Here is a 20,931-nt window from a genome sequence, read left to right as displayed (position 1 = left end):
ATCTGGAATAAATTTCTTAAATTCTAATTAATGAGGGCAGGCGACAATATAAAGAGCTGATAAAAGTCCAAGAACCCACATTCCTATAGAGACTTCTTTGAGTCTTCCAGTAGTTGCTTTCATTATCGGGTAAGCAATAAATCCGGCAACCATACCTATGCCAAGATTGTAGGTAAAACTCATCAGGATAATGACCAGAAAAGCCGGAACAAGTTCGCTCATATCTTTTACTTCAAGATCGGTGCATGGTGCTATCATCAGCATTCCGACAACGATAAGACTTGGGCCGTATGCACAGGCCGGTATTGAAATAAAGAATGGTGAAAGAAACAACGCTGCAAGAAAAAGAACAGCTGTTGTCACCGCAGTCATTCCAGTTCTTCCTCCGGCCTCAATCCCTGTAGCAGATTCAACGAAAACCCCTGTTGTAGTTGTGCCTAAAAGTGAAGCCAGAACCGTAGTCACGGCATCAACCATAAGTGGTCTTTCTATTTGTGGCAGGTCTCCATTTTCATCTAAAAGTCCTGCACGGTATGATACTGCATATACTGTTCCCATGGTATCCAGAAAATCCATGACAAATACGGTCAGGATAACGGATATAAATCCCCAGGTGAAAGCGCCTGCAAGATCGAGTTTAAAAGCGATTGGGGCAATGGACGGCGGCAGGCTGAAAATTTTATCCGGGGCAGGTGATACTCCTGTCGCAAAAGCGGCAATTGAAGTGATAAGGATGCCTATTATTATTGCTCCGGTAACGTTTCTGATCATAAGAATGACAGTCACTATAAAGCATATTGCGGCTAAGATAACAGATGGGTCCGAAACATTTCCAAGATGTACCGGTGCTCCCGGAACACCCAGTGTGACCAGTCCTGTTGTATTCAGTCCGATAAAGGCCAGAAATAATCCTATACCGATGACAAAAGCATTTTTCAGGTTTTTAGGTATGGCCGTTATAAGCCATGATCTGATCCCTGATGCAGTAAAAATTACAAAGAGAAGTCCACCGATAAAAATTGCACTGAGAGCTGTCTGCCATGAGTAGCCCATTACTTTGACAACCGTGAACGCAATGAATGCGTTTTCTCCCATGTAGGGGGCCAGAGCAAAAGGACGGTTTGCATAAAGACCCATTGCCATTGTTCCAAAAAAAGCACTTAAAATTGTTGCAACCATACTCGGGCCGAATGGTATTCCTGCGGCTTCTAGAATCTTTGGATTGACGACTATGATATAAGCCATTGTTGCAAAAGTCGTCATACCTGCGATCATTTCACGAGACAGGCTGGTCTGATATTTTTCGAATTTAAAAAAGTCCGAGATAAGGTTGCTCATGGTTTCCCCCGTAAAGTGTATTTAGATAAAACTTTAAGTCGTCATTGTAAGATTTACAAGTCTCTTGGATTACCGTATCCACAGCGACTGGGCTGATATCTCATACAGCTTATATCAGAGGGAACCAGTTATAAATCGGGAGGACTGCGTGTCGCAGAAGTTCAGAGCAAAAAAAAGTTTAGGGCAGAATTTTTTGCAGAATAAAAATATTGCCCGTAAGATTGTTGATTCATTGTTAATCTCAAAAGAAGACAGAGTCCTTGAAATAGGGCCCGGTCAGGGAGCTCTGACGGAATTCATAAGACTTTCAGAACCCCGTGAATTAATGCTCTTAGAAAAAGATTACAATCTGGCCCCTGAGCTTGAAATGAAATTTCCTGAAGCTGAAGTTGTTCAGGCTGATGCTCTTGAGTTTGACTGGACCAGTCTGGAGAAAGACCGCAATTGGAAGATTGTTGGCAATCTTCCTTACAATGTGGCTTCTAAACTTATCTGGGATATTGTCAGCCGGAGCGGAGTTGATATGTGCGTTTTCATGGTTCAGCATGAAGTTGCCCAGAGGCTGACAGCTTCATGTGGTAATAGGCAGTATGGTGGTCTTGGAGCATGGGTTCAGAGTTTTTGCGAAACTAAATATCTTTTTAAAGTTCCACCGAGCGTTTTCGTGCCGAGACCCAAAATAGATTCCGGTGTGGTAAGATTTATTTCATTGCCCGAAAATAAAAAACCTGAGAATCCTTCGGGACTTGCGATGCTTATACGTTTCTGCTTTCAAAAAAGGCGTAAACAGCTGGGTAACATATTGAAATCATATATTTCTTCTGATATTGAAGAATGGTTCGAATCTGAGGGTTTGAAGCTCTCTGATCGGCCGGAAGCCTTGTCTCCTCTACAGTTTCAAGGTTTATATAATTGCGTTAAAAATGATTTCCCTCTTGACTTGTAGGGCAAAATTTTGTTTTAGGTTTCCATTCAGGGTTGAGGAATCGGTAATTTTGCCGGAGGCAATATAAAGATTGTCGGTACCGGTGCCCTGAGATAAGATCGCCAAGGCGGAGCGTCTGTCGTAACTAATTGAAGTTAACAGCCTGAAGAGCAGGCTTTATAAATGGCAGGCGCATTTTATTGCGCCGCTATAACTTATTCCCGTTTTAAGGAGGAAGGACTGATGACTAAGGCTGAACTGGTTGTAAAGATTGCGGAGAAAGCAAACATTACAAAAGCTGATGCTGAACGCTGTCTTAACTGTTTTCTTGATACCGTCGAGGAAACTCTGGTTAATGAAGGTAAGCTTACTCTTACCGGATTTGGAACTTTTCAGGTAGATGAAAGAAAAGAACGTGTTGGCCGCAATCCCCGTTCCGGTGAAGAAATTAAGATTCCCGCATGCAAGGTTGTTAAATTCCGTCCCGGAAAGCTTCTTAAAGACGCTGTAAAGTAAAATAAGGAGGCTCAAAATGCTGCATGGTGAAACTGTTCATAGTCCTCTTCCCATGGATTTACCCTGGTGGATGCCTGATCATTTTATCTTTTTCGGAATTCTTTATGCCGTAATTGGAATTTTGGGCGTCGGCTTAGCTTATTGCTTTATCAAATCATGGATTGACGCAAAAAAAGAAGTCAAAGGTTTCTAATTTTCGCTGGGCATGTGCCCGAACAGTCCGTTTTCTAGCTAGAAAGCGGACTGTTTTTATTTTTATAAAACAGGTTGACATTCCTGAAATGCATGGATAGTTAATTCTGTTTCCGCTTATACTATTAGCGAGATTTGTCCAAGGGAGGTGATTTCCTTGCCCGGAGTATATCTTGAAGATTCAGATAATTTCGAAATAGCTCTCCGCCGCTTTAAAAAGCAGGTAGAGAAGGCAGGCGTGCTTTCTGAACTTAAAAAACGTCAGCACTATGAAAAGCCAAGCGTTCAGCGCAAGAAGAAAAAAGCTGCAGCTCGTAAAAGGCTTGTTAAAAAAATGCGTAAAATGGCGGGTTAACCAATGACTCTCCTTGAGCAGATCGAAAAAGATTATATTGTGGCTTACAAAGCCAAGGATGACGTAAAAAAAGCTGTGTTGAGACACCTCAAGACAGCGGTCAAGAACCAGATGGTCGAAGTAGGCCGTGAGCTGAATGACGACGAGGTTCTTGAACTTGTAGCCAAGCAGATAAAGCAGCGCAAAGACTCAATTGAGCAGTATACGAGTGCCGGCCGGCAGGATCTGGCTGAAACCGAGGCTGTTGAAGTTGAAGCGTTGCAGGATTATATGCCTCCTGAACTTACTCCTGAAGAGCTTGGAGCAGCTGTTGATAAGGCTATTGCTGATGTCGGAGCTTCTTCAATGCAGGATATGGGTAAAGTTATGCAGGCTATTATGCAGGCTTACAAGGGACAGGTGGATGGAAAGGCTTTAAGTGGCCTTGTTCGTTCCCGTCTCGCATCCTGACAGTATATAGATTTGTCTTATAAGCAGCACGCCCCGGATTTTCCGGGGCGATTGTTGCTTTTGTTTTTAGGGACATTTCCATAACCGCATCAAAAATTACCTCGGATTCACATGGAGCCAAGATCCCTTCAACTGCTCGAATTTCCAAAAGTTCTGGCAGCTCTTTCCAACTACAGTGTCTCCTCAGCAGGTAAAAAAGCCTGTCTGAATATTTTTCCTTTACAGGATGTCGATCAAATTAACCGTATGGCCCGGCGTTTTCGTCAGGTCAGTTCTTTTTTTGCTGAAACGGAGTTCAGGCTTGGTGGATTTACCGAGCTTGACGGTCTTTTCGCATATCTTGAAAAAGCCGGAGCCGTCCTTGACGTTGATGCTCTTTTTGCTCTTGTTCATACCTTAAAACAGGCTTCTCTTGTTAGAGATGCCCTTTCTATTTCCGCCAAAAGAGGCTGGGATGAACTGGAAGCTTTAACTGAAGACATCTCTTGGCCGGAAAAGACTTTTGCCGGGTTAAAGCGTTGTATTGATCCTGATGGCAATATAAAAGATGAGAGTACTCCTGAACTCTATGATTTAAGAATTTCATTGCGTCAGCTGCAACAGAGATGTGCCAAAAAAGTTAAAGATTTTATACACGGCGAAGATTTGAGCCATTATCTTCAGGATGAATTTATGACTATTTCATCCGATAGATATGTTCTTCCTCTAAAATCCAACTTTAAAGGCCGTTTTCCGGGTATAATACACGACTATTCCAACACCGGGGAAACATGCTATTTTGAGCCGATGTTTCTTGTTGAGTTGAATAACACTCTTCAGGAACTAAAGCAGAAAGAAAAAGAAGAAGAGCATAAGGTCCTTAAATATCTGACAGGATTACTGCGTTCAGAGTTTGATGAAACTCTGGCCGCATATAATTTTCTTGTTGAATTTGATGTCCTCCAGTCCAAAAATTCCTTTGCTCAGGATACAGATGGAGTTGTGCTGGATGTTGAACCGGAATCTCCTATCAAATTAGTTGGTGCAAGGCATCCTCTGCTGGCAGCATCCGGTGAAAATGCCGAGCCTGTTAATATTGAATTGAATCAGGAACAACGGATTCTGATTATCAGCGGTGGTAATGCCGGAGGTAAAACAGTTACCCTCAAAACAGCCGGACTGATTGCTATTATGGCGTATAGCGGGCTCCCTGTTTCAGTTGAAAAAAATTCCACCATACCACTTTATAAATCCATTTTTGCTATAATGGGTGATGAGCAGTCTCTTGAAGACCATGTCAGCACATTTACAGCACAAATAAGATCTTTCAGCAGAATATGGCCTGAGATAGATTCTTCCACTCTTTTTCTAATGGATGAATTCGGTGCCGGAACTGATCCAACTCAGGGTGCTGCTCTGGCTCAGGCGGTAGTTGACGGTCTTCTGGGAACAGGCGCAACATGTTTTGCAGCTACCCATTTTCCGGCTTTAAAGGCTTATGCCCTTGCGACAGAGCATGTCAGGGCTGCAAGTGTTCTTTTTGATCCTGCAACCAAAAAGCCTCTTTTCAGACTTGCTTATGATCAGGTGGGCGCTTCTATTGCTATAGATGTTGCCAGAGAGCATGGACTTCCAAGCTCTATTCTTTCAAAGGCTGAACAGTATTTATTACTTGATGGCTCCGATACCAGTGGAGTTATGGACCGGCTGAACAGTCTTGCTGTTGAACGTGAGAAAGAACTTGATAATATGAAGATTGAGCTGGAAAAATTGAAAATCAAGAGATCCAGACTTGAAGAAAAATTTCGCCGGGAAAAGGTTGCTATCCTCGATGAGGTCAAAGCTGCATCTCAGTCCGTGCTTAAACAGTGGCAGGACGGTAGGATTGGCAGAAAACAGGCCTTGAAGAAAATGGCCCAGCTGCGTGAAAGTATAAGTGATAACACTGATAATGAAAAACAGGTTAAACCATTTTCATTTGAAGAGGTTGTTGAAGGTTCAGAAGTGATGAACCTTGGCTGGAATCGCAAAGGCACTGTTTTAGAAAAAGATGATCGGAGAAACAGAGTTAAAATTGACATGGACGGAGTTGCTATGTGGATTCCTGCTTCTCAGGTCGGCCCTGTGGAAAGCGATAATTCGAAACCGGTACCCGGTAATCTAAATATAAAGCAAAAAAAAGAGTCCGCCCCCAGAGGAGATATGACTTTAAAGGTTGACCTTCGGGGAATGCGTGCTGATATTGCAATAAGTGAACTCGAAAAGTTTTTTGATCAGGCTCTGTTGAGGGGAGCGACAAATCTGGAAATTATTCACGGCAGAGGCACTGGTGCTTTGCGTCGTGAGGTTCATTCCTTCCTCAAAGATAATTCATCAGTCTCCGGTTATTCCCTTGCCCCTGAAGATCAGGGTGGTGATGGAATGACTCAGGTCGAACTGTATTAGTGAATTTTATTGTTGTGTTATCTGGAAGAATGGCTGTAGTTTTTATTATCCCTTGTTAAAAGCGGAGGCTTTTTTTGGATAAAGGAGTTATACAAGCCATCAAGGAAAAGCTCGATATTGCCGATATCGTGCGGAGGTATGTCGAATTAAAACCGGTCTCCGGAAGATGGATGGGGGCTTGTCCATTTCATCAGGAAACAAAACCTTCAATGAGCGTTAACAGTGAAGAAGGTTTTTTTTATTGTTTCGGATGTCAGGCCTCCGGAGATGTTTTTGATTTTTATTCGCGTATAAACGGGCTGGATTTTTCAGAAACTCTTGAACAGCTGGCAGCTGAAGCCGGTATAGAGCTTAAACCGGGAAAAGTTGATCCTGATGCGGCCAAGAGAAGCTCTGAACGCAGAATCATTACTGAAATGCACGAGATCTCAGCTTCTTATTTTTCAAGAATGCTTGAGATGAGAGAAGGAAGATCTGCCAGAGAGTATTTGTTAAAAAGAGGTATAAACTCTGAAATAATTGAAAAATTCAGACTAGGTTATAGCTCTGATGACTGGCAGGGGTTACAAAATTTTTTAGTATCAAAAAAATATACTATTGATCATGCAGTTAAGGGCGGACTCCTTTCAAAAAATGACAGGGGACGCACTTATGACAGATTTCGAGGTAGATTGATCTTTCCTATTCAAAGTTTATCAGGAAAGATCATTGCTTTTGGCGGAAGAATAATTATTGAAGGAGAACCGAAGTATTTAAATAGCAGTGATACACCTATTTATAAAAAAGGAGATCATCTTTACGGCTTGTCACAGGCCCGGACAACCATTGCCCGTACAAAAAAGGCCTTACTAACTGAAGGCTATATGGATGTTCTTTCACTGCATCAGTTCGGTTACACAAATGCCTGCGGAGTGTTGGGAACAGCACTGACACCCGATCAGGTTAAAAGGCTTTCAGGATTCTGTTCCAGAGTTGATCTTGTTTTTGATGGAGATTCTGCCGGAATGAAAGCCGCCTTGCGAAGTGCTGAAATGATTCTGGCTCAAGGAGTGGCATGCGGTGTAGTTGTCCTTCCTGACGGTGAAGATGTTGATAGCATTTTGCAGACTAAAGGTGCTGAAGGTTTTCAAAAATTTCTTGATGAGGCGCGTGACGGACTTGATTTCTGTATCGCAACTCTTAAAGCGGGGCATGCCCCCAAGGAGATAATGGCATGGGCGGAAAAGTTTATAAGCCATCTTTCTACAGATGCTTTAAAGGCTTTTTATCTGCCTAAACTTGCGTCCGGTTTAGGTGTAGCTGAAATCGGGCTCAGATCTGTTCTTTCCGGTTCCGGCGCTTCAGCTTCTATTGAGAAGAAGTCTGAGCGTCAGAGTGGACTCCGGATTGTTCCGGTAGGTTCACATGAAAATGATGATAAGTATTTCTTGAGGTTTGCCGTAAGGCATCCCGAATTTGTGCAGGAATTATTTGAGAGAGGTGTCAGTCAGGTCCTGTCCTCGCACTGGGGCAAAAAACTGTGGTCAAAAATAGCGGCTCACAGCGGGGAGGACATACTGCCTTATCTTGATAATTCAGAAAAAAGCTTCTGGACCGGGTGCAGAATGCAACCTTCACTTGAAGGCGATGAACTTTCAAATGAATGGCGCCATCTGTGCCGGGTAATTGCTAAGAAAAGGTTCTCGGTGGGCAGGAAGCAGCTCATGGATGCTCTACGCCAGGCTCAGGCGCAGGGAGACCGGGAACGTGTTGAGGCATACCTCAAAGCCCTGAACGACTCTGTATGGAGGGATGATGAGCAACATTAAGGAAATTCAGGCTATTAAGACCCTGATTTCAAAGGGTAAGAAACAAGGTTTTCTGACTCTTGAAGAATTAAGCAAAAGTCTTCCGGCTGAATTCAATGATTCTGAACAGCTCGAAGATGTAATTAAAATTTTCGATCAGCTCGACATTGCAATTGTTGATAATGATGATGATAAAAAGAATATCCTTGATGGTACCACCGTTGGTGATGGCGATCTGGATAGTGTTGATATCACCATAACTGACAATGAGGATTCGGTCGATTATGCAACGCGCAGTACTGACCCTGTCAGAATGTATCTGCGTGAAATGGGTGCCGTTCCACTGCTTGATCGTGAAGGCGAAGTCAAGATTGCTAAAAAAATTGAAAACGGTGAAATGGAAGTGCTTTATGCGCTTGTTGAAATACCGGTTGCAATTGAAGAGCTTGTCGGAGTCGGTGAAGATCTTTCCGAATCTCATATCAAGTTGAAAGATGTTGTTAAAACCATCGAAGAAGACGATCCCTCAGAAGATGAAATGAACCAGCGCCAGCGCGTCATTCATTTGCTTGAAGAAATCAGAAGTATTTTTGACAGCAAGCAGGAACTGTACGACAAGCTTGATATGATTGGTTATCCGGGCAAAGAGTCTGTTGAAATTCAAAATGAGATTGTCCAGTACAAAGAAGATATAGTTAACCGTCTTCGTGATATTAAACTGGAAAAAACTCTCATTGATAGAATTATTGAAACAATGGGTGACTATGTCCGGCAGATGCATAACTGCCAGAGAGACCTTTCTGCATATATCCTTTCAACAGGAAAGACACAGAAGGAGATTCGTGAAATTTTCAGGCAGATTGATGCCAGAGAAATGAATCCTGTTGCTGCCGCCGGTTCTTTGAACCTGACAGTGGACGAATTTTTCTCTTTCAAGGAAATGATTTCCGGTAAAATGGAAATTCTTGAGAGGTTACAGGAAAAATGCCGTCATAATGTTTATGATCTTGAAGAAGTCCTCTGGCGTATCAAACGTGGTAACCGTGCTGCCATGGATGCAAAACAGGAACTGATCAGGGCGAACCTTCGTCTTGTTGTTTCTATTGCTAAAAAGTACACAAACCGTGGTTTGCAGTTCCTTGACCTTATTCAGGAAGGTAATATCGGCCTGATGAAGGCTGTAGACAAGTTTGAGTATCAGCGTGGTTATAAGTTCTCAACATACGCAACATGGTGGATAAGACAGGCTATTACAAGGGCTATTGCCGATCAGGCTAGAACTATTCGTATTCCTGTCCACATGATAGAGACAATTAACAAACTCATCAGGACTTCACGTTATCTGGTTCAGGAACTCGGACGCGATCCGGCCCCTGAAGAAATTGCAGAACGTATGGATTATCCTCTTGAAAAAGTTAAAAAAGTTTTGAAAATTGCCAAAGAACCTATTTCTCTGGAGACACCAATTGGTGACGAAGAAGATTCAAGTCTTGGCGATTTTATTGAAGATAAAAAAGCTACTGCTCCTGCAGAAGAAGTTGTATGCACAAAACTTGGTGAGCAGATCGCCACAGTTCTTTCGGATTTGACTCCTCGTGAGGAGCAGGTGCTGCGTAAACGGTTCGGTATTGGTGAAAAGTCCGATCATACTCTCGAAGAGGTCGGAAAGCTTTTTAACGTTACCCGTGAGCGTATCAGACAGATTGAAGCCAAAGCTTTAAGAAAGTTGAGGCATCCTGTCCGGAGTGCATTGTTAAAATCCTATTATGAAAACTAGAATGATTCAGCGGCACGGTTTTTCTAGACCGCGCCGCTGTTTTTTTTTACATTGCGACCTGTCCAAGTGAAATTATTCACTTGAATACGGCTGAAGAATTATCCCTGCCTGCATTTTTAAATAACCATGACAGACCGGTTTTTTCAGCAAATGGTGTCATTGCCTGTTTGATGATTGGTGGAAAGCCATCAGACATGGACTAATGTTTAACGATAAAACCAACTAAGGAAAACAGTTCGATGGACAACTCTACTGTAGTATTTTTTGTTCCTGTGATTGCCTTTGTCCTTGATTATCTCCTTGGAGATCCATTGTGGTTTCCCCATCCGGTACGTTTTCTCGGAAAGATGATCGAAAGCTATGAAGCATGGGCCAGGTCAACCAAGCTTTCTCCTAAAATAATGGGTGGTGTGGCTGTTCTCGGTTTTGCCATCATTATCTGGGGAGTTGTAAAGCTTCTGGTTTCAATTCCTTTTATAGGGGTTCTTATTGCTCTTTATCTTGCATATTCAGGTCTTGCGCTGGGATGTCTTTTGAAAGACTGCCACAAGGTAGCCAAATTGCTTGATGATGGTAATTTCGAAAATGCCCGTGCAGAACTGGCCAAACTGGTCAGCCGTGACATTTCAGAACTTGATGAAAATGAAATGCGTAAAGTGCTGGCTGAAACTGCGAGTGAAAACCTCAATGATGCTTTTGTTGCACCATTTTTCTTCCTCGTTGTTACAGGCCCAGCCGGAATGTGGGTCTATAAGACAGTAAGCACTATGGATTCCATGTGGGGTTACAAGACTGAGGAATATCGTGATTTTGGCTTTTTTGCCGCTAAAACAGACGATGTTCTGGCTTTCATCCCTGCAAGAATCACAGCCATGATTATGATGGGTGCCGGACGTATACTTGGACTTAACTGGCGTGCAGCATGGGATAATGTCCTTAAAGACGCTGCTAAAACTGAAAGCCCTAACGCCGGATGGCCCATGAGCAGTGCGGCATGGCTTCTTGGCGCCACAATGGGTGGTAAAGCTGTATATTTTGGAGAAGCAAAAGAGAAACCAGTTCTTGGCCCTGAAGGGGAATTGTGGAGCTCTCTGAAAATTAAAAGGTTACTCAGATTAATCTGCTTTTCAGGATTGATTTGTGCTGTTCTGCTTTACATCTATTTCAGCATAGTCTGGATGCTCTAGTTTTATAATTTAATTTGTTTGGTAAATAAAAAAAGCGAAGTTCTAAATTAGAACTTCGCTTTTTGTTTTCAATTGTCTGGTATTGCTGGTTTGAATTAGCCGGTTATAAATCCAGATTAATTCTTACCAAGTTCAATACTGCGCTCATAACATTTGTGGACTGCGTCTATGATGTTGGCACGGGTGGCTGTTCTATCCAGATGAACAAGGGCTTCAACTGTTGTTCCTGCCGGTGATGTGACCATTTCTCGCAGTTCACTGATATGTTTATCACTTTCAATCGCGAGCTTGGTAGAGCCTGCAAATAGTTTTGAGACCATGCTTGTAGCCTGCGGACGAGTAAGTCCAAGCTCAACTCCGGACTCAATAAGAGCTTCCATGAAGTAGAAGATATAAGCTGGTCCTGAGCCTATAACTCCAGTAAAAGCATCGAACTGTTTTTCACTGAGAATGTGAACATCACCGAGGGATTCAAACATTACACCTGCAAACTCTTTCTGAGCATCGGTTAAGTGTTTATCGTCTATACAAACTGCAAAAACACCTTCGTTAACCAGTGCAGGGGTATTGGGCATGACTCTTACCACTGGACATGAGTTACCGGTGAACTCTTTTAAACGGTCAACAGTAAGTCCTGCTGCGATGGATATGAGGCATTTTTTATCGTTTAATTCCTGAGTAATGTCTTCGAGCACATTTTCAGCATATTGTGGCTTTACAGCTAAAACAACAAAGTCTGACTCGGTTGCCAGTTCACGGGCAGAACTTTTGGCTTTCAGCCCGCATTCTTTGTTTAATTTTTCAAGAATTTCACTGTTCAGATCAAATCCAAGCAGTTCAATATCTTTATTTCCTGCCATTCCTTTAATAATGGCAGTGCCCATGTTACCGGTTCCAATAAATCCGACTTTGATGCTCATAATTAATTCACCATTTCAAGATTACTGAAGAAGTAGGGTACTTCGATCTGTGCGGTGTCAGTTCCGTCTGAACCATGGCATGAGTTAGCTTCAATACTCAGTCCGAATGTTTTACGAATTGTGCCTTCTGCTGCTTCTTCAGGATTGGTTGCGCCCATAAGTTCACGATAACGGGCTATTGCATTTTCTCCTTCCAGCACGGAAACAACAACCGGACCGGATGTCATATATTCGACAAGCTCACCAAAGAAGGGGCGTTCCTTATGGACAGCATAAAAGCCTTCAGCTTCTTCTTTGGAAAGGCGTATCATTTTTGTAGCTTTGATTTTAAGTCCGCTGTCGGTGATCATTTTAAGGATATCACCTATAAGTCCACGTTCAACAGCATCGGGTTTGATAATAGAAAAAGTAAGTTCAGACATTGCAATATTCCTCCAATAAGGTTGTTAAAATGTCAGTAGGTTGCAGTCCTACTGATGATATGACCAATCAGGAAAACAGCATCCTGTCAGTAGCCATATCTTCGCCCCGAAGTGTATAGAACCGTTCCAGCAGAGTTTCGACTTTAAGGTTCTTTTTTTCTTCTCCGGAAATATCTATCATAATTTTACCCATATGAAACATAATCAGGCGATCCCCCAGAGATATGGCCTGAGTCAGGTTATGGGTAACCATGAGTGTCGTCAGTTTGTTTTCACGCACGACACTGTCAGTAATTTCTAAAATTTTATTACCTGTTTTAGGGTCAAGAGCAGCAGTATGCTCGTCGAGCAGCAGTACATCAGGGTTGGTGATCGTGGCCATCAGCATCGTTAAAGCCTGACGCTGGCCACCTGAAAGAAGCCCGACTTTGTCTTCCAGTCTGTCTTCCAGACCCAGATTCAGGGTGGAAAGCATTTCGCGAAATTTAATTCGGTTTTCGCGTTTTACTCCTAAAGATAATCCCCTGAATTTTCCACGCTTCATAGCCAGAGCCATATTTTGTTCAATAGAAAGCGATGCGCTGGTTCCCAGAAGCGGGTCCTGAAAAACTCTGCCCATGCATGCAGCTCTTTTATGCTCAGGCCATTTTGTTACATCGGTTTGATTTATCAGTATGCTTCCGTTGTCAATGGGAAAGCATCCTGCAATGGCATTCAGAAAGGTTGATTTACCAGCTCCGTTTGAACCTATGATGGTGATAAATTCTCCGGATTTTACTTCAATATTCACACCGCGCAAAGCTTTAACCTGATTGATGCTTCCAGGATTGAATGTTTTTTCGATATTTTTAACAGAGATCATTGAGCTGCTCTTTTATTGCTTACGAATTTACTTTTCAATCTTGGGGAAACTAAGGCCAGAACAACTAAGGCTGCCGTGACCAGGTTCAGGTCACTTGGAGTAAAAGCAAAATCCCCGAACCTTAATCCGAGCGCCAGTGCAATGGCGACCCTATAAACCAGAGATCCCAGCAGGGCTGAAATCATAGCCATAGAAATGTTTTTCTTACCGAACAGGGTCTCACCTATGATAACTGAGGCCAGTCCTGCTATGACTGTTCCAATTCCCATATTTACATCAGCTGCACCCTGATTCTGGGCAACAAGTGCTCCTGATGCAGCAACAAAAGCATTGGAAATGCCAACCCCGAAAATTATCATCAAATCTTTATTAATTCCCATACTGACAGCCATTTGCGGGTTGTCGCCTGAAGCGAGCAGGGCGATACCCAGTTCAGTTTTTAAAAACCAGATGAGAATAGTAACAACAATTAATGAAATTATTGCAAACAGGATAGGTGTAGCCTGATAAGCAGGTAATCCGCTGAAATTTAAAAATTCGTCAATAAGGGTATCTTTACCAAGCAAGGCAATGTTCGGTCTTCCCATCACACGGATGTTGACAGAATATAGTGAAATCATCGTCAGTATGGAAGCCAGAAGATGTAGTATTTTGAATTTAGTATTTAAAATACCGGTAACTGCTCCTGCTGCAAAACCAGCACACATTGCAAAAAAAATAGAAACTATCGGAGACCAGCCGTTGGTAATGGCAACGGCACTTACACAGGCTCCAAGAGGGAGGCTGCCGTCTACAGTAAGATCCGGGAAATCAAGGACTCTGAATGTTAGATAAACACCGAGTACCATTAAACCAAAAGCGAAACCCTGTTCAAGAGCCCCGAAAAGAGCGTATGAGCTTATCATTGACTTCAGCTTGTTTTTTTAATGTTTAAAAAAAAGAAAGGCACGGAACCCTCCGCGCCTTTACACTTAATTATGATAATTGGCAAATAATGCTATTTAAAAATTTTATCTGCTCTGTTACGGACAGAGTCAGGAATTTCTATCCCCATTTTTGATGCAGCATCTGCATTAACATACAGCTGTAATTTTTTTAATGTTTCTACCGGCATATCCGCAGTTTCAGCTTTATCGTGCAGAATTCTAACCGCCATATCCGCTGTCTGCTCTCCCATACTGTAATAGTCAATAGCAAGAGCTGCTACAGAACCTCGCTTAACAGAGTCCGTGTCAGCGGAAAACAGCGGCAGTCTGTTGCGTCTACAGACTTTAATCAGGGCTTCAAGTCCTGAAACGACAGTATTATCTACAGGTATATAAATGGCATCACATTTTCCCACAAGACTTTTGGCAGCCTGATATACTGCGCTGGAGTTTGCGATTGTGGCCTCTTCGACTTTTATTCCTTTTTTATCACAAATATCTTTCAATATTTTTGTCAGAACAACAGAATTTTCTTCTCCGGCATTATAAATGGTTCCAATAGTTTTTAATTTCGGAATGAATTCTTCGATCAGTTCAACCTGCCTTTTTACCGGGCTTAAGTCCGTCATGCCTGAAATATTTGATCCGGGATGCTTTAAACTTTTTACAAGTCCTGCAGCAACCGGGTCCGTAACTCCTGTGAAGAGTATCGGTATATCCTTAATTTTTTGTGCAAGAACCTGAGAAGATGGAGTGGTTATGGCAAGAATGAGATCCGGTTTTTCACCTTTGATCTGATTGGCAATCTGAATATTATTGGCCTGATTTCCCTGAGCAATATGAACATTATAAATTGCATTTACATCGGCGTGTTTTAATCTGTCCATAAAGCCTTTGCGCATGGCATCCAGCGATGGATGCTCGACAATCTGGCTTATAGAAATTGTTTGGGTCTGTGCAGAGTGGATCACAGGGACCATGACCATAAATAGCAGCACCATGAAAAGAAGTATTTTTTTCATCCTTGATCATTCCTTAAAATATGAATTCGAAACAGCTAATACTTGCACTTTTATATAAAAAAAAGTCAAGTCTCTAGACAAAATTTAGAATTTATTAAAAATATTAAATTTATAATTAAATACTAATTGGTTATAGGAACCAGCTTGTCTACTGGGACTATGTAGAGTCTGGCATCTTTATTTTTGGCCCATTTTTTTATTGCTTCCAGAGTCTGGTGATGGGGGTGTCCTATGGCAATTGACTGCCCGTGTTTAAGAGCTATTTTTTCAGCTTTTTCCAATTGGAATTCAATTGCTGAGACATCTTTGACATTATCTAAAAAGATGTTTCTTTCGTACATTGGCAGCTTATAAATTGCGCTGGCTTTTCGGCAGATACTGTTTGGCGTTGTTTTACTGTCCAGAAAGAAAATGCCATGCTTTTTCAATGTTTGCATTACGGCTTTCATTCCGTACAGGTTCTCTGTAAATCTGGAACCCATATGATTGTTCATGCCTACTGCTCCGGGAATATTCTTAATTGCCTGATTTACCAGAGCCTTGATTCTGTCATGCTTCATCCCGTCAAGCAGGGCATCTTTGCCGGGGTTAACTTTTGGATATCCCTGAGGCTGCATGGGCATATGGATCATTATTTCATTGCCGTTCCTTCGTGCCAGTTCCGCGATTCTTTTTGCATGCGAGCTGGATGGCCATATCGAAAAAGTAATTTTTAATCCTGTTGCGGCTAATCCTTCTGCCAAGGGTACATCTTCACCCATATCATCAATAACAATTGCCATTTTTGGGCTTTCTGCAAATGAAAGGCTTGGAGTTTTCCGGGCCTTATCCATGAAAATTTTGTGAGTATTAATTCCCTCAATGCTTAACATCCAGCAATTAGAGTCAATTTTATCAAGCTTTGCATCGGCATTAAGACTGGTCAGCTTTTTCTTTACGCTCTGAATAAATGAATCTCGATTATTGACTGCAGGGAATCTCAATTGCTGATAATGATAATCCCTTCCTTCATGTCTCTTGAGAGTAACATCCTCCAACTGGAGTTGCTTCATATCCACGCCAGTTTCTTCAAGAGTTCTTATGAGGGCAAGGTCAGCTCTTTTTACCAGATCTTCAAGGTTGTTTTTCTGGACTTCTTCATATTGTTGTGTGCTGTTGGCTGGCGATATCTTTTCATTAGGAATTTTAGATAGATCAGCTTTTGAATCCGCGTCAGGACCAAAAATTAATACTGCAATGGAAAAGCATATTATTGCTGCTATTAAAATAGTCAAAGCGGCAAGAATTGTCGGTCGTCCCAATAAATTCCGAAATCCCGGCTGTTTTTCAGCCGGGATTTCAGTATATGAATCTTTCTTTTCAAAGTGGCTTTCTTCCACTTTAAACTCCTGATTTAATCAATCTGTTTAATTCTTGGAAGCTGTTTGACCAGTTGTAGAGCAAGCCGGAGCTGGTTGTCTCGCGAAAGCATTTTTTTAGCCCTGTCACTCAAAGTAAACTGGCCATGTTGTACTGTTCCATTACCGTTAATCAGGTGTCTGGAAAGATCCTGCTCACGGACAATAAAACGGTTTGAGTCTTCTTCATCCTCTTTTTGCGGAATAAACGGGTAGACAATATCAGGGTCGATTCCTTCAGCCTGAATTGAGCGTCCGCTTGGAGTATAATATCTAGCTGTTGTAAGCTTGATTCCAGCTCCGTCAGGCATTGGGAATATGGTCTGAACAGAGCCTTTTCCGAATGAGCGTTCGCCTATCAGAAGTGTGCGGTTATGATCTTTAAGAGCTCCGGCAACAATTTCAGATGCGGAAGCTGATCCGGCGTTGATGAGAGTTACCATCGGAGCTGTCACATCATTTGATTGTGAAGCTGCGTTAAAATCTTTTCTGGAGCTCTTTTCACGACCCTGAATGTAAACAATAAGTCCGTCAGAAAGGAATGTATCAGCAACTGATACTGCCTGAGTCAGAAGTCCTCCGGGGTTATTACGCAAATCCAGAACTACGCCTTTTATTTTAGTTTTAGAGCGTATCTTTTTAAGTGCTTCACGTAATTCTTTTGTCGTATTGTCGTTGAAGCGGGTGATGCGCAGGAAAGCTATTCCATTATCAAGCATTTCACTTTTTACGCTTACAAGCGGAATTGAATCTCTGACAATATCGACCTTTTCAGGTTTGCGGGAATCTTTATGCAGAATGGTGAGGGTTACTTTAGTTCCACGTTTTCCTCTAATCATTCCAACGGCTTCCTGCAAAGAAATATTCTGGGTGGTCTTGCCGTTTATTTCAATAATGATATCTCCGGCAAGGAGTCCTGCTTTGTAGGCCGGTGTATCTTCAATAGGGGAGACCACGATAAGTTTACCATGCTCCATACTGATTTCTATTCCAATGCCGCTGAACTCTCCGGTTGTTATTTCCTGCATCTCTTTGAAATCTTTTTTATCAAGATACGCAGAATGAGGATCAAGCTGCTCAAGCATGCCTTTCATGGCATCATCGATAAGTTCTTTTCTGGAGATATCCTTTACATAATAGGATTCAACTAAATCCAGAATCTGGCTGAATTTACGCAGCGGCTGAAACTGGCTGTTATCTACGGCGCGGGTAGGTTCCGGAGCAACCGCAAGAATAAAAAGACAGAGGATGGTTGCCATCCACATGGTAATTCTCATCTATAGCCTCCAACTGGTGTATGAACTGTTTCCACCGGTTCTCAAATTAAAAGAGTATCAGTGGGCTAACCATTTTAGCGGGTTAACGGGTTTCTGATGAAAACGCAATTCAAAATACAGGCCGGTATCCTTTATGCCTGGATAATAGCCGGATTTACCTATTAATTCATCTTTTTCAACTTCCTGACCAAGCTTAACAAAACTTTGCGACAAGTATGCATAGAGGGAATAGTAGTTATAGCCATGATAGATTATGACAACTCTTCCGAATCCTCTCAGGGTGTCGTTGTGTACAACCTTTCCCCAGAAGATTGATTTTACATCCATATTACCAGCTGTTTTTAAACCTATTCCACGCACAGGCGGTTTGGCAGAGGGGTTAAAGCTGACAGCTTTTGTTCCTTTTACAGGCCATGGCAGGTTGCCTTTGTGGGCAGCTATTTTTTTGCTGGATAATATTTTTAGCTTGTAATTAAGTTTGTTGATGGTTGTAAGTATGTCTTTTAATTCTTCTTCTCTTGAAATTTTCTGCGCTCTTATTTTGCGGATACCAGACAGCAGAGCCAGCTTATTTTCCAGAAGGTTGTCATTTGTTTTATTGATTTCCTGCAACTCTTCAGTTTCTGAATTTTTTAGATTGCGTTGCTCTTCCAGATTTTTAAGAATTAGTTTTTGTTGGTTCTCTGCTTTTTCAAGTTGGGTTCTGGCATCTGAGTAGAGTGAGCTGAGCCAGGTAAATTTTCTGTCAGCCTGCTCCCAGCCTTCCATTTGCCCCAGCTTGTCTTCGAGTCGTTTAGTATGAACAGGCCAGAGAGCTTCAAGCATTTTGCTTAAGTTGGACGTGATTACATCCATTTCGGTTTGAAGAACCTGATGCTTTTGAGATGTTGTTTTAATCTGTTCATTCAGGTTTTGTAATTTATCTTCCTGTTTAAACAGTTTTTTCTGGAGATCCTGTATATCATCTTCAATTTTAGCCAGTTCACCGAACATAGAGCGTTCTTTACGGGTAAGGCGCAAAAGTTCTTTTTTGGTTTTTTTAGCGACTGATTTGCTGGTTTTTATTTCCTCTTTTAATTTGCTTGCCACGGTATCGGAAAAAGCCTTCTCCGTTATTTTCGGAGAGACAAGAATGCAGCAGGAGAGGAGTATAGTGATGAATATTTTGATTCTCAAAGCGGTAAAAAATCCATTAGTGATCAGTTATCCAAAAAAGATCCCAGCGGGCAGTGCTCACAGTCTGGGTTATTTTTGGTGCACCATTTTTTGGCAGTTTGCACTATTAATGAGTGAAATTCACAATAAAATTGAGAATCCCTTTCCAATACATCCATAAAAAAATCCTGAAGCTCGGCATATTCTATTTCTTCAGGAATCAAAGCATGTCTGTTGAAAATTCTTTTGGTATATGCGTCTACAACAAAAACAGGCATCGAAAGGGCATACAGCAGTATGGAATCAGCCGTTTCAGGCCCTATTCCCTTAACTTGCAACAGCTTTTCGCGTAAATTTGTTACGTCATAAGCAGCCAGATCAGATAAATCGGAAATATTATTTTCATCCATGAAATCAAGCAGATTTATTAATCTTAAAGCCTTCATTCTATAAAAACCAGATGGACGGATCAGCTGTTCCAGTTCTGAAATATTCAGACTTCTAATCCCTTTCGGGCTCAGAACATCCTGCTTTTTTAGATTATTTAAAGCTTTTTCTACATTATTCCAGTTGGTATTTTGAGTTAGAATCGCCCCAACTGCAATTTCAAACGGATCTTCTGCTGGCCACCATTGACCAGCCCCAAGCCTGTCCCGGAGAGCCTGATAAAATTGTTTTAGTAGTACTTCTCTTTTCATAAATTTGAATTTAATTTCTTTAGTTTTATGACCAGAGCAGAGCGGCCCATTCACCTTCTACAAATTGTTCTGGTTCAGGCAGTCCCAGATTCATGTACGCTTCAGCAACTTTTTCGGATTGTTCCTCCAATAAGCCGGAGAGTATCAGTATCCCGTTTTCTTTGAGATGAGGAACTATATCTGTCGATAATTCCATTAAGGGACCTGATAAGATATTAGCAACAAAAATATCATATTTTGCGTCAGTGGAAATAGCATCAGCACTTCCTACTGCCAGAGTTATATTATCTTCGACATTGTTTGCTTTTATGTTTTCACGAGCGCAAACAACCGCTTGAGGGTCAATATCCACTCCTGAACCTTTCATTCCAATTTTAGCCATTGCAATTGCCAGAATTCCAGACCCTGTACCAAGGTCCATAAAGTTCATGGATTTTTTAATACGACCTTTGTTTTTTAGCTCTCCGATAAGTTCAAGACACAACGAAGTTGTAGGATGACTGCCGGTACCGAAAGCCATTTTCGGCTCAATAATGATATGAGTCATGTGTTCATGCTTTTGGTCTGTCATCCACGGAGGAAGAATCTCAAAAACTTCTCCACACATAAGTGGGACAAAGAAATCTTTCCATGCCAGTCCCCAGTTTTCTTCTTCTATTTCGCCAAATTTGCATCCGCTATAAGGCCATCTTTTGTTAATCTCATCTACAATATTCATTGCCAGAGGGTGATCTTTCAGGTGGATTGTGTAGTATATGCTGTCGTCATCGAGAGGAATTTCCTCCCAGCCATGGGCGGCTTTTTCGCCAAGAAAAACAGAGCAGGAGTCAATTTCACTTTCCGGAAGGGTAAATTCAATTTTCAGTAGTTGAGACATTATAGTTCCCGATTTAAATTTTTTGAACCTTTACTATGAGTTGAAAAACAAAAAGTGCGTAATTAAATAACAGGTTACGGCAGGAATGTCAGCATAATGAGAAAAAAGTTAATTATGCAATCTCGTCAATAAGAGAACCTTTGCCCGTATACATATTAAGCATTACACTTGTTGTATAATCCCTTTCTGCTTCGTGGGCCCTGCTGAGGCTGATCTCAAGATTGCCAATACTCTCTGAATTTCTGGATTCATCACTGGCCGGTGAAGCCGAAGGTGGTTCCGGTCCTATATGAGCTGACTCCTGAATTGTAGAAATATCCATAAAAAAATCCCTTGTTAAGGATTGTGATTTTAAATTCATTTTAAGATAACTTTGCCGTTAACAGGGGTCAAGGCTGTCTTGAATAAAATCAAAAAGGCTATC

At 41.8% G+C, this 20,931-nt stretch carries 21 protein-coding genes; 9 read left to right on the top strand and 12 right to left on the bottom strand.

Annotated features, from left to right (window positions below; all coding sequences use genetic code 11):
* Positions 1–27: 27 nt before the first annotated feature.
* A complete protein-coding gene (locus G496_RS0103455) occupies positions 28–1,338 on the bottom strand; it encodes an NCS2 family permease (RefSeq protein ID WP_027178048.1) in 1,311 nt (436 codons plus the stop codon).
* A gap of 148 nt (positions 1,339–1,486) precedes the next feature.
* On the opposite strand from G496_RS0103455, the gene rsmA reads away from it, so the two are divergent.
* The 9 genes from rsmA to cbiB all read left to right on the top strand — a co-directional run bounded on the left by rsmA (position 1,487) and on the right by cbiB (position 10,951).
* Positions 1,487–2,284 carry a 16S rRNA (adenine(1518)-N(6)/adenine(1519)-N(6))-dimethyltransferase RsmA gene (gene rsmA / locus G496_RS0103450; RefSeq protein ID WP_027178047.1) on the top strand — a complete coding sequence of 266 codons (798 nt, stop codon included), beginning with the start codon at positions 1,487–1,489 and terminating at the stop codon, positions 2,282–2,284.
* Positions 2,285–2,446: 162 nt separating this feature from the next.
* Positions 2,447–2,779 (top strand): HU family DNA-binding protein, encoded by a 333-nt coding sequence (locus G496_RS0103445; RefSeq protein ID WP_220095989.1) that lies wholly within the window; start codon positions 2,447–2,449, stop codon positions 2,777–2,779.
* A gap of 16 nt (positions 2,780–2,795) precedes the next feature.
* Positions 2,796–2,972 (top strand): hypothetical protein, encoded by a 177-nt coding sequence (locus tag G496_RS21255; RefSeq protein ID WP_169725727.1) that lies wholly within the window; start codon positions 2,796–2,798, stop codon positions 2,970–2,972.
* 156 nt (positions 2,973–3,128) lie between these two features.
* Entirely contained in the window at positions 3,129–3,326 is a 198-nt protein-coding gene (gene rpsU / locus G496_RS0103435) for a 30S ribosomal protein S21 (protein WP_027178045.1), read from the top strand.
* A 3-nt stretch (positions 3,327–3,329) separates the two neighbouring features.
* The gene (locus G496_RS0103430; protein ID WP_027178044.1) at positions 3,330–3,776 is read left to right on the top strand and encodes a GatB/YqeY domain-containing protein; all 447 of its coding nucleotides are present in this window, start codon (positions 3,330–3,332) and stop codon (positions 3,774–3,776) included.
* A gap of 111 nt (positions 3,777–3,887) precedes the next feature.
* Positions 3,888–6,200, top strand: coding sequence for an endonuclease MutS2 (locus G496_RS0103425; RefSeq protein ID WP_027178043.1), 2,313 nt, complete (start codon positions 3,888–3,890; stop codon positions 6,198–6,200).
* A gap of 74 nt (positions 6,201–6,274) precedes the next feature.
* Positions 6,275–8,008, top strand: coding sequence for a DNA primase (dnaG, locus tag G496_RS0103420; RefSeq protein ID WP_027178042.1), 1,734 nt, complete (start codon positions 6,275–6,277; stop codon positions 8,006–8,008).
* Complete coding sequence (rpoD, locus tag G496_RS0103415) at positions 7,995–9,764, top strand: RNA polymerase sigma factor RpoD (protein WP_027178041.1); 1,770 nt, start codon at positions 7,995–7,997, stop codon at positions 9,762–9,764. Before dnaG ends, rpoD begins: the two co-directional genes overlap by 14 nt.
* A 239-nt stretch (positions 9,765–10,003) precedes the next feature.
* Positions 10,004–10,951, top strand: coding sequence for an adenosylcobinamide-phosphate synthase CbiB (gene cbiB / locus G496_RS0103410; protein ID WP_027178040.1), 948 nt, complete (start codon positions 10,004–10,006; stop codon positions 10,949–10,951).
* 116 nt (positions 10,952–11,067) lie between these two features.
* Here cbiB and proC read toward each other — a convergent pair whose 3' ends face one another.
* From proC to G496_RS0103355, 11 genes are all read right to left on the bottom strand, one after another.
* Positions 11,068–11,871, bottom strand: a complete 804-nt coding sequence (proC, locus tag G496_RS0103405; protein ID WP_027178039.1) for a pyrroline-5-carboxylate reductase — start codon at positions 11,869–11,871, stop codon at positions 11,068–11,070.
* Positions 11,872–11,873: 2 nt separating this feature from the next.
* A complete protein-coding gene (gene ndk, locus G496_RS0103400; RefSeq protein WP_027178038.1) occupies positions 11,874–12,293 on the bottom strand; it encodes a nucleoside-diphosphate kinase in 420 nt (139 codons plus the stop codon).
* 67 nt (positions 12,294–12,360) lie between these two features.
* Entirely contained in the window at positions 12,361–13,155 is a 795-nt protein-coding gene (locus G496_RS0103395; RefSeq protein WP_027178037.1) for an ABC transporter ATP-binding protein, read from the bottom strand.
* Complete coding sequence (locus G496_RS0103390) at positions 13,152–14,057, bottom strand: ABC transporter permease (protein ID WP_027178036.1); 906 nt, start codon at positions 14,055–14,057, stop codon at positions 13,152–13,154. Before G496_RS0103390 ends, G496_RS0103395 begins: the two co-directional genes overlap by 4 nt.
* A gap of 95 nt (positions 14,058–14,152) precedes the next feature.
* Positions 14,153–15,103 carry an ABC transporter substrate-binding protein gene (locus G496_RS0103385; RefSeq protein WP_027178035.1) on the bottom strand — a complete coding sequence of 317 codons (951 nt, stop codon included), beginning with the start codon at positions 15,101–15,103 and terminating at the stop codon, positions 14,153–14,155.
* Between the two features lie 122 nt (positions 15,104–15,225).
* Positions 15,226–16,482: a divergent polysaccharide deacetylase family protein gene (locus G496_RS0103380; protein ID WP_027178034.1), complete on the bottom strand. Its 1,257-nt coding sequence runs from the start codon at positions 16,480–16,482 to the stop codon at positions 15,226–15,228.
* A 14-nt stretch (positions 16,483–16,496) separates the two neighbouring features.
* The gene (locus G496_RS0103375) at positions 16,497–17,777 is read right to left on the bottom strand and encodes a S41 family peptidase (protein WP_027178033.1); all 1,281 of its coding nucleotides are present in this window, start codon (positions 17,775–17,777) and stop codon (positions 16,497–16,499) included.
* Positions 17,778–17,834: 57 nt separating this feature from the next.
* Positions 17,835–18,866 (bottom strand): murein hydrolase activator EnvC family protein, encoded by a 1,032-nt coding sequence (locus G496_RS0103370; protein ID WP_245577858.1) that lies wholly within the window; start codon positions 18,864–18,866, stop codon positions 17,835–17,837.
* A 110-nt stretch (positions 18,867–18,976) separates the two neighbouring features.
* Positions 18,977–19,630, bottom strand: a complete 654-nt coding sequence (locus G496_RS0103365; RefSeq protein WP_027178031.1) for an endonuclease III domain-containing protein — start codon at positions 19,628–19,630, stop codon at positions 18,977–18,979.
* Between the two features lie 25 nt (positions 19,631–19,655).
* Complete coding sequence (prmA, locus tag G496_RS0103360; RefSeq protein WP_027178030.1) at positions 19,656–20,507, bottom strand: 50S ribosomal protein L11 methyltransferase; 852 nt, start codon at positions 20,505–20,507, stop codon at positions 19,656–19,658.
* A 112-nt stretch (positions 20,508–20,619) separates the two neighbouring features.
* A complete protein-coding gene (locus G496_RS0103355; RefSeq protein WP_027178029.1) occupies positions 20,620–20,829 on the bottom strand; it encodes a hypothetical protein in 210 nt (69 codons plus the stop codon).
* Positions 20,830–20,931 lie beyond the last annotated feature (102 nt).

Source organism: Maridesulfovibrio bastinii DSM 16055 (assembly GCF_000429985.1).
Classification (GTDB): Bacteria; Desulfobacterota; Desulfovibrionia; order Desulfovibrionales; family Desulfovibrionaceae; genus Maridesulfovibrio; species Maridesulfovibrio bastinii.
This window is presented reverse-complemented; position numbering and strand designations above follow the sequence as displayed.

Bases quoted from the DNA above. Each gene is read 5' to 3' on its own strand.
- G496_RS0103395 (WP_027178037.1), bottom strand. From the start codon at position 13,155: ATGATCTCTGTTAAAAATATCGAAAAAACATTCAATCCTGGAAGCATC.
- G496_RS0103385 (WP_027178035.1), bottom strand. From the start codon at position 15,103: ATGAAAAAAATACTTCTTTTCATGGTGCTGCTATTTATGGTCATGGTC.
- G496_RS0103375 (WP_027178033.1), bottom strand. From the start codon at position 17,777: ATGAGAATTACCATGTGGATGGCAACCATCCTCTGTCTTTTTATTCTT.
- G496_RS0103430 (WP_027178044.1), top strand. From the start codon at position 3,330: ATGACTCTCCTTGAGCAGATCGAAAAAGATTATATTGTGGCTTACAAA.
- G496_RS0103355 (WP_027178029.1), bottom strand. From the start codon at position 20,829: ATGGATATTTCTACAATTCAGGAGTCAGCTCATATAGGACCGGAACCA.
- ndk (WP_027178038.1), bottom strand. From the start codon at position 12,293: ATGTCTGAACTTACTTTTTCTATTATCAAACCCGATGCTGTTGAACGT.
- G496_RS21255 (WP_169725727.1), top strand. From the start codon at position 2,796: ATGCTGCATGGTGAAACTGTTCATAGTCCTCTTCCCATGGATTTACCC.
- G496_RS0103455 (WP_027178048.1), bottom strand. From the start codon at position 1,338: ATGAGCAACCTTATCTCGGACTTTTTTAAATTCGAAAAATATCAGACC.
- rpoD (WP_027178041.1), top strand. From the start codon at position 7,995: ATGAGCAACATTAAGGAAATTCAGGCTATTAAGACCCTGATTTCAAAG.
- cbiB (WP_027178040.1), top strand. From the start codon at position 10,004: ATGGACAACTCTACTGTAGTATTTTTTGTTCCTGTGATTGCCTTTGTC.
- proC (WP_027178039.1), bottom strand. From the start codon at position 11,871: ATGAGCATCAAAGTCGGATTTATTGGAACCGGTAACATGGGCACTGCC.
- G496_RS0103365 (WP_027178031.1), bottom strand. From the start codon at position 19,630: ATGAAAAGAGAAGTACTACTAAAACAATTTTATCAGGCTCTCCGGGAC.
- prmA (WP_027178030.1), bottom strand. From the start codon at position 20,507: ATGTCTCAACTACTGAAAATTGAATTTACCCTTCCGGAAAGTGAAATT.
- G496_RS0103445 (WP_220095989.1), top strand. From the start codon at position 2,447: ATGGCAGGCGCATTTTATTGCGCCGCTATAACTTATTCCCGTTTTAAG.
- G496_RS0103425 (WP_027178043.1), top strand. From the start codon at position 3,888: ATGGAGCCAAGATCCCTTCAACTGCTCGAATTTCCAAAAGTTCTGGCA.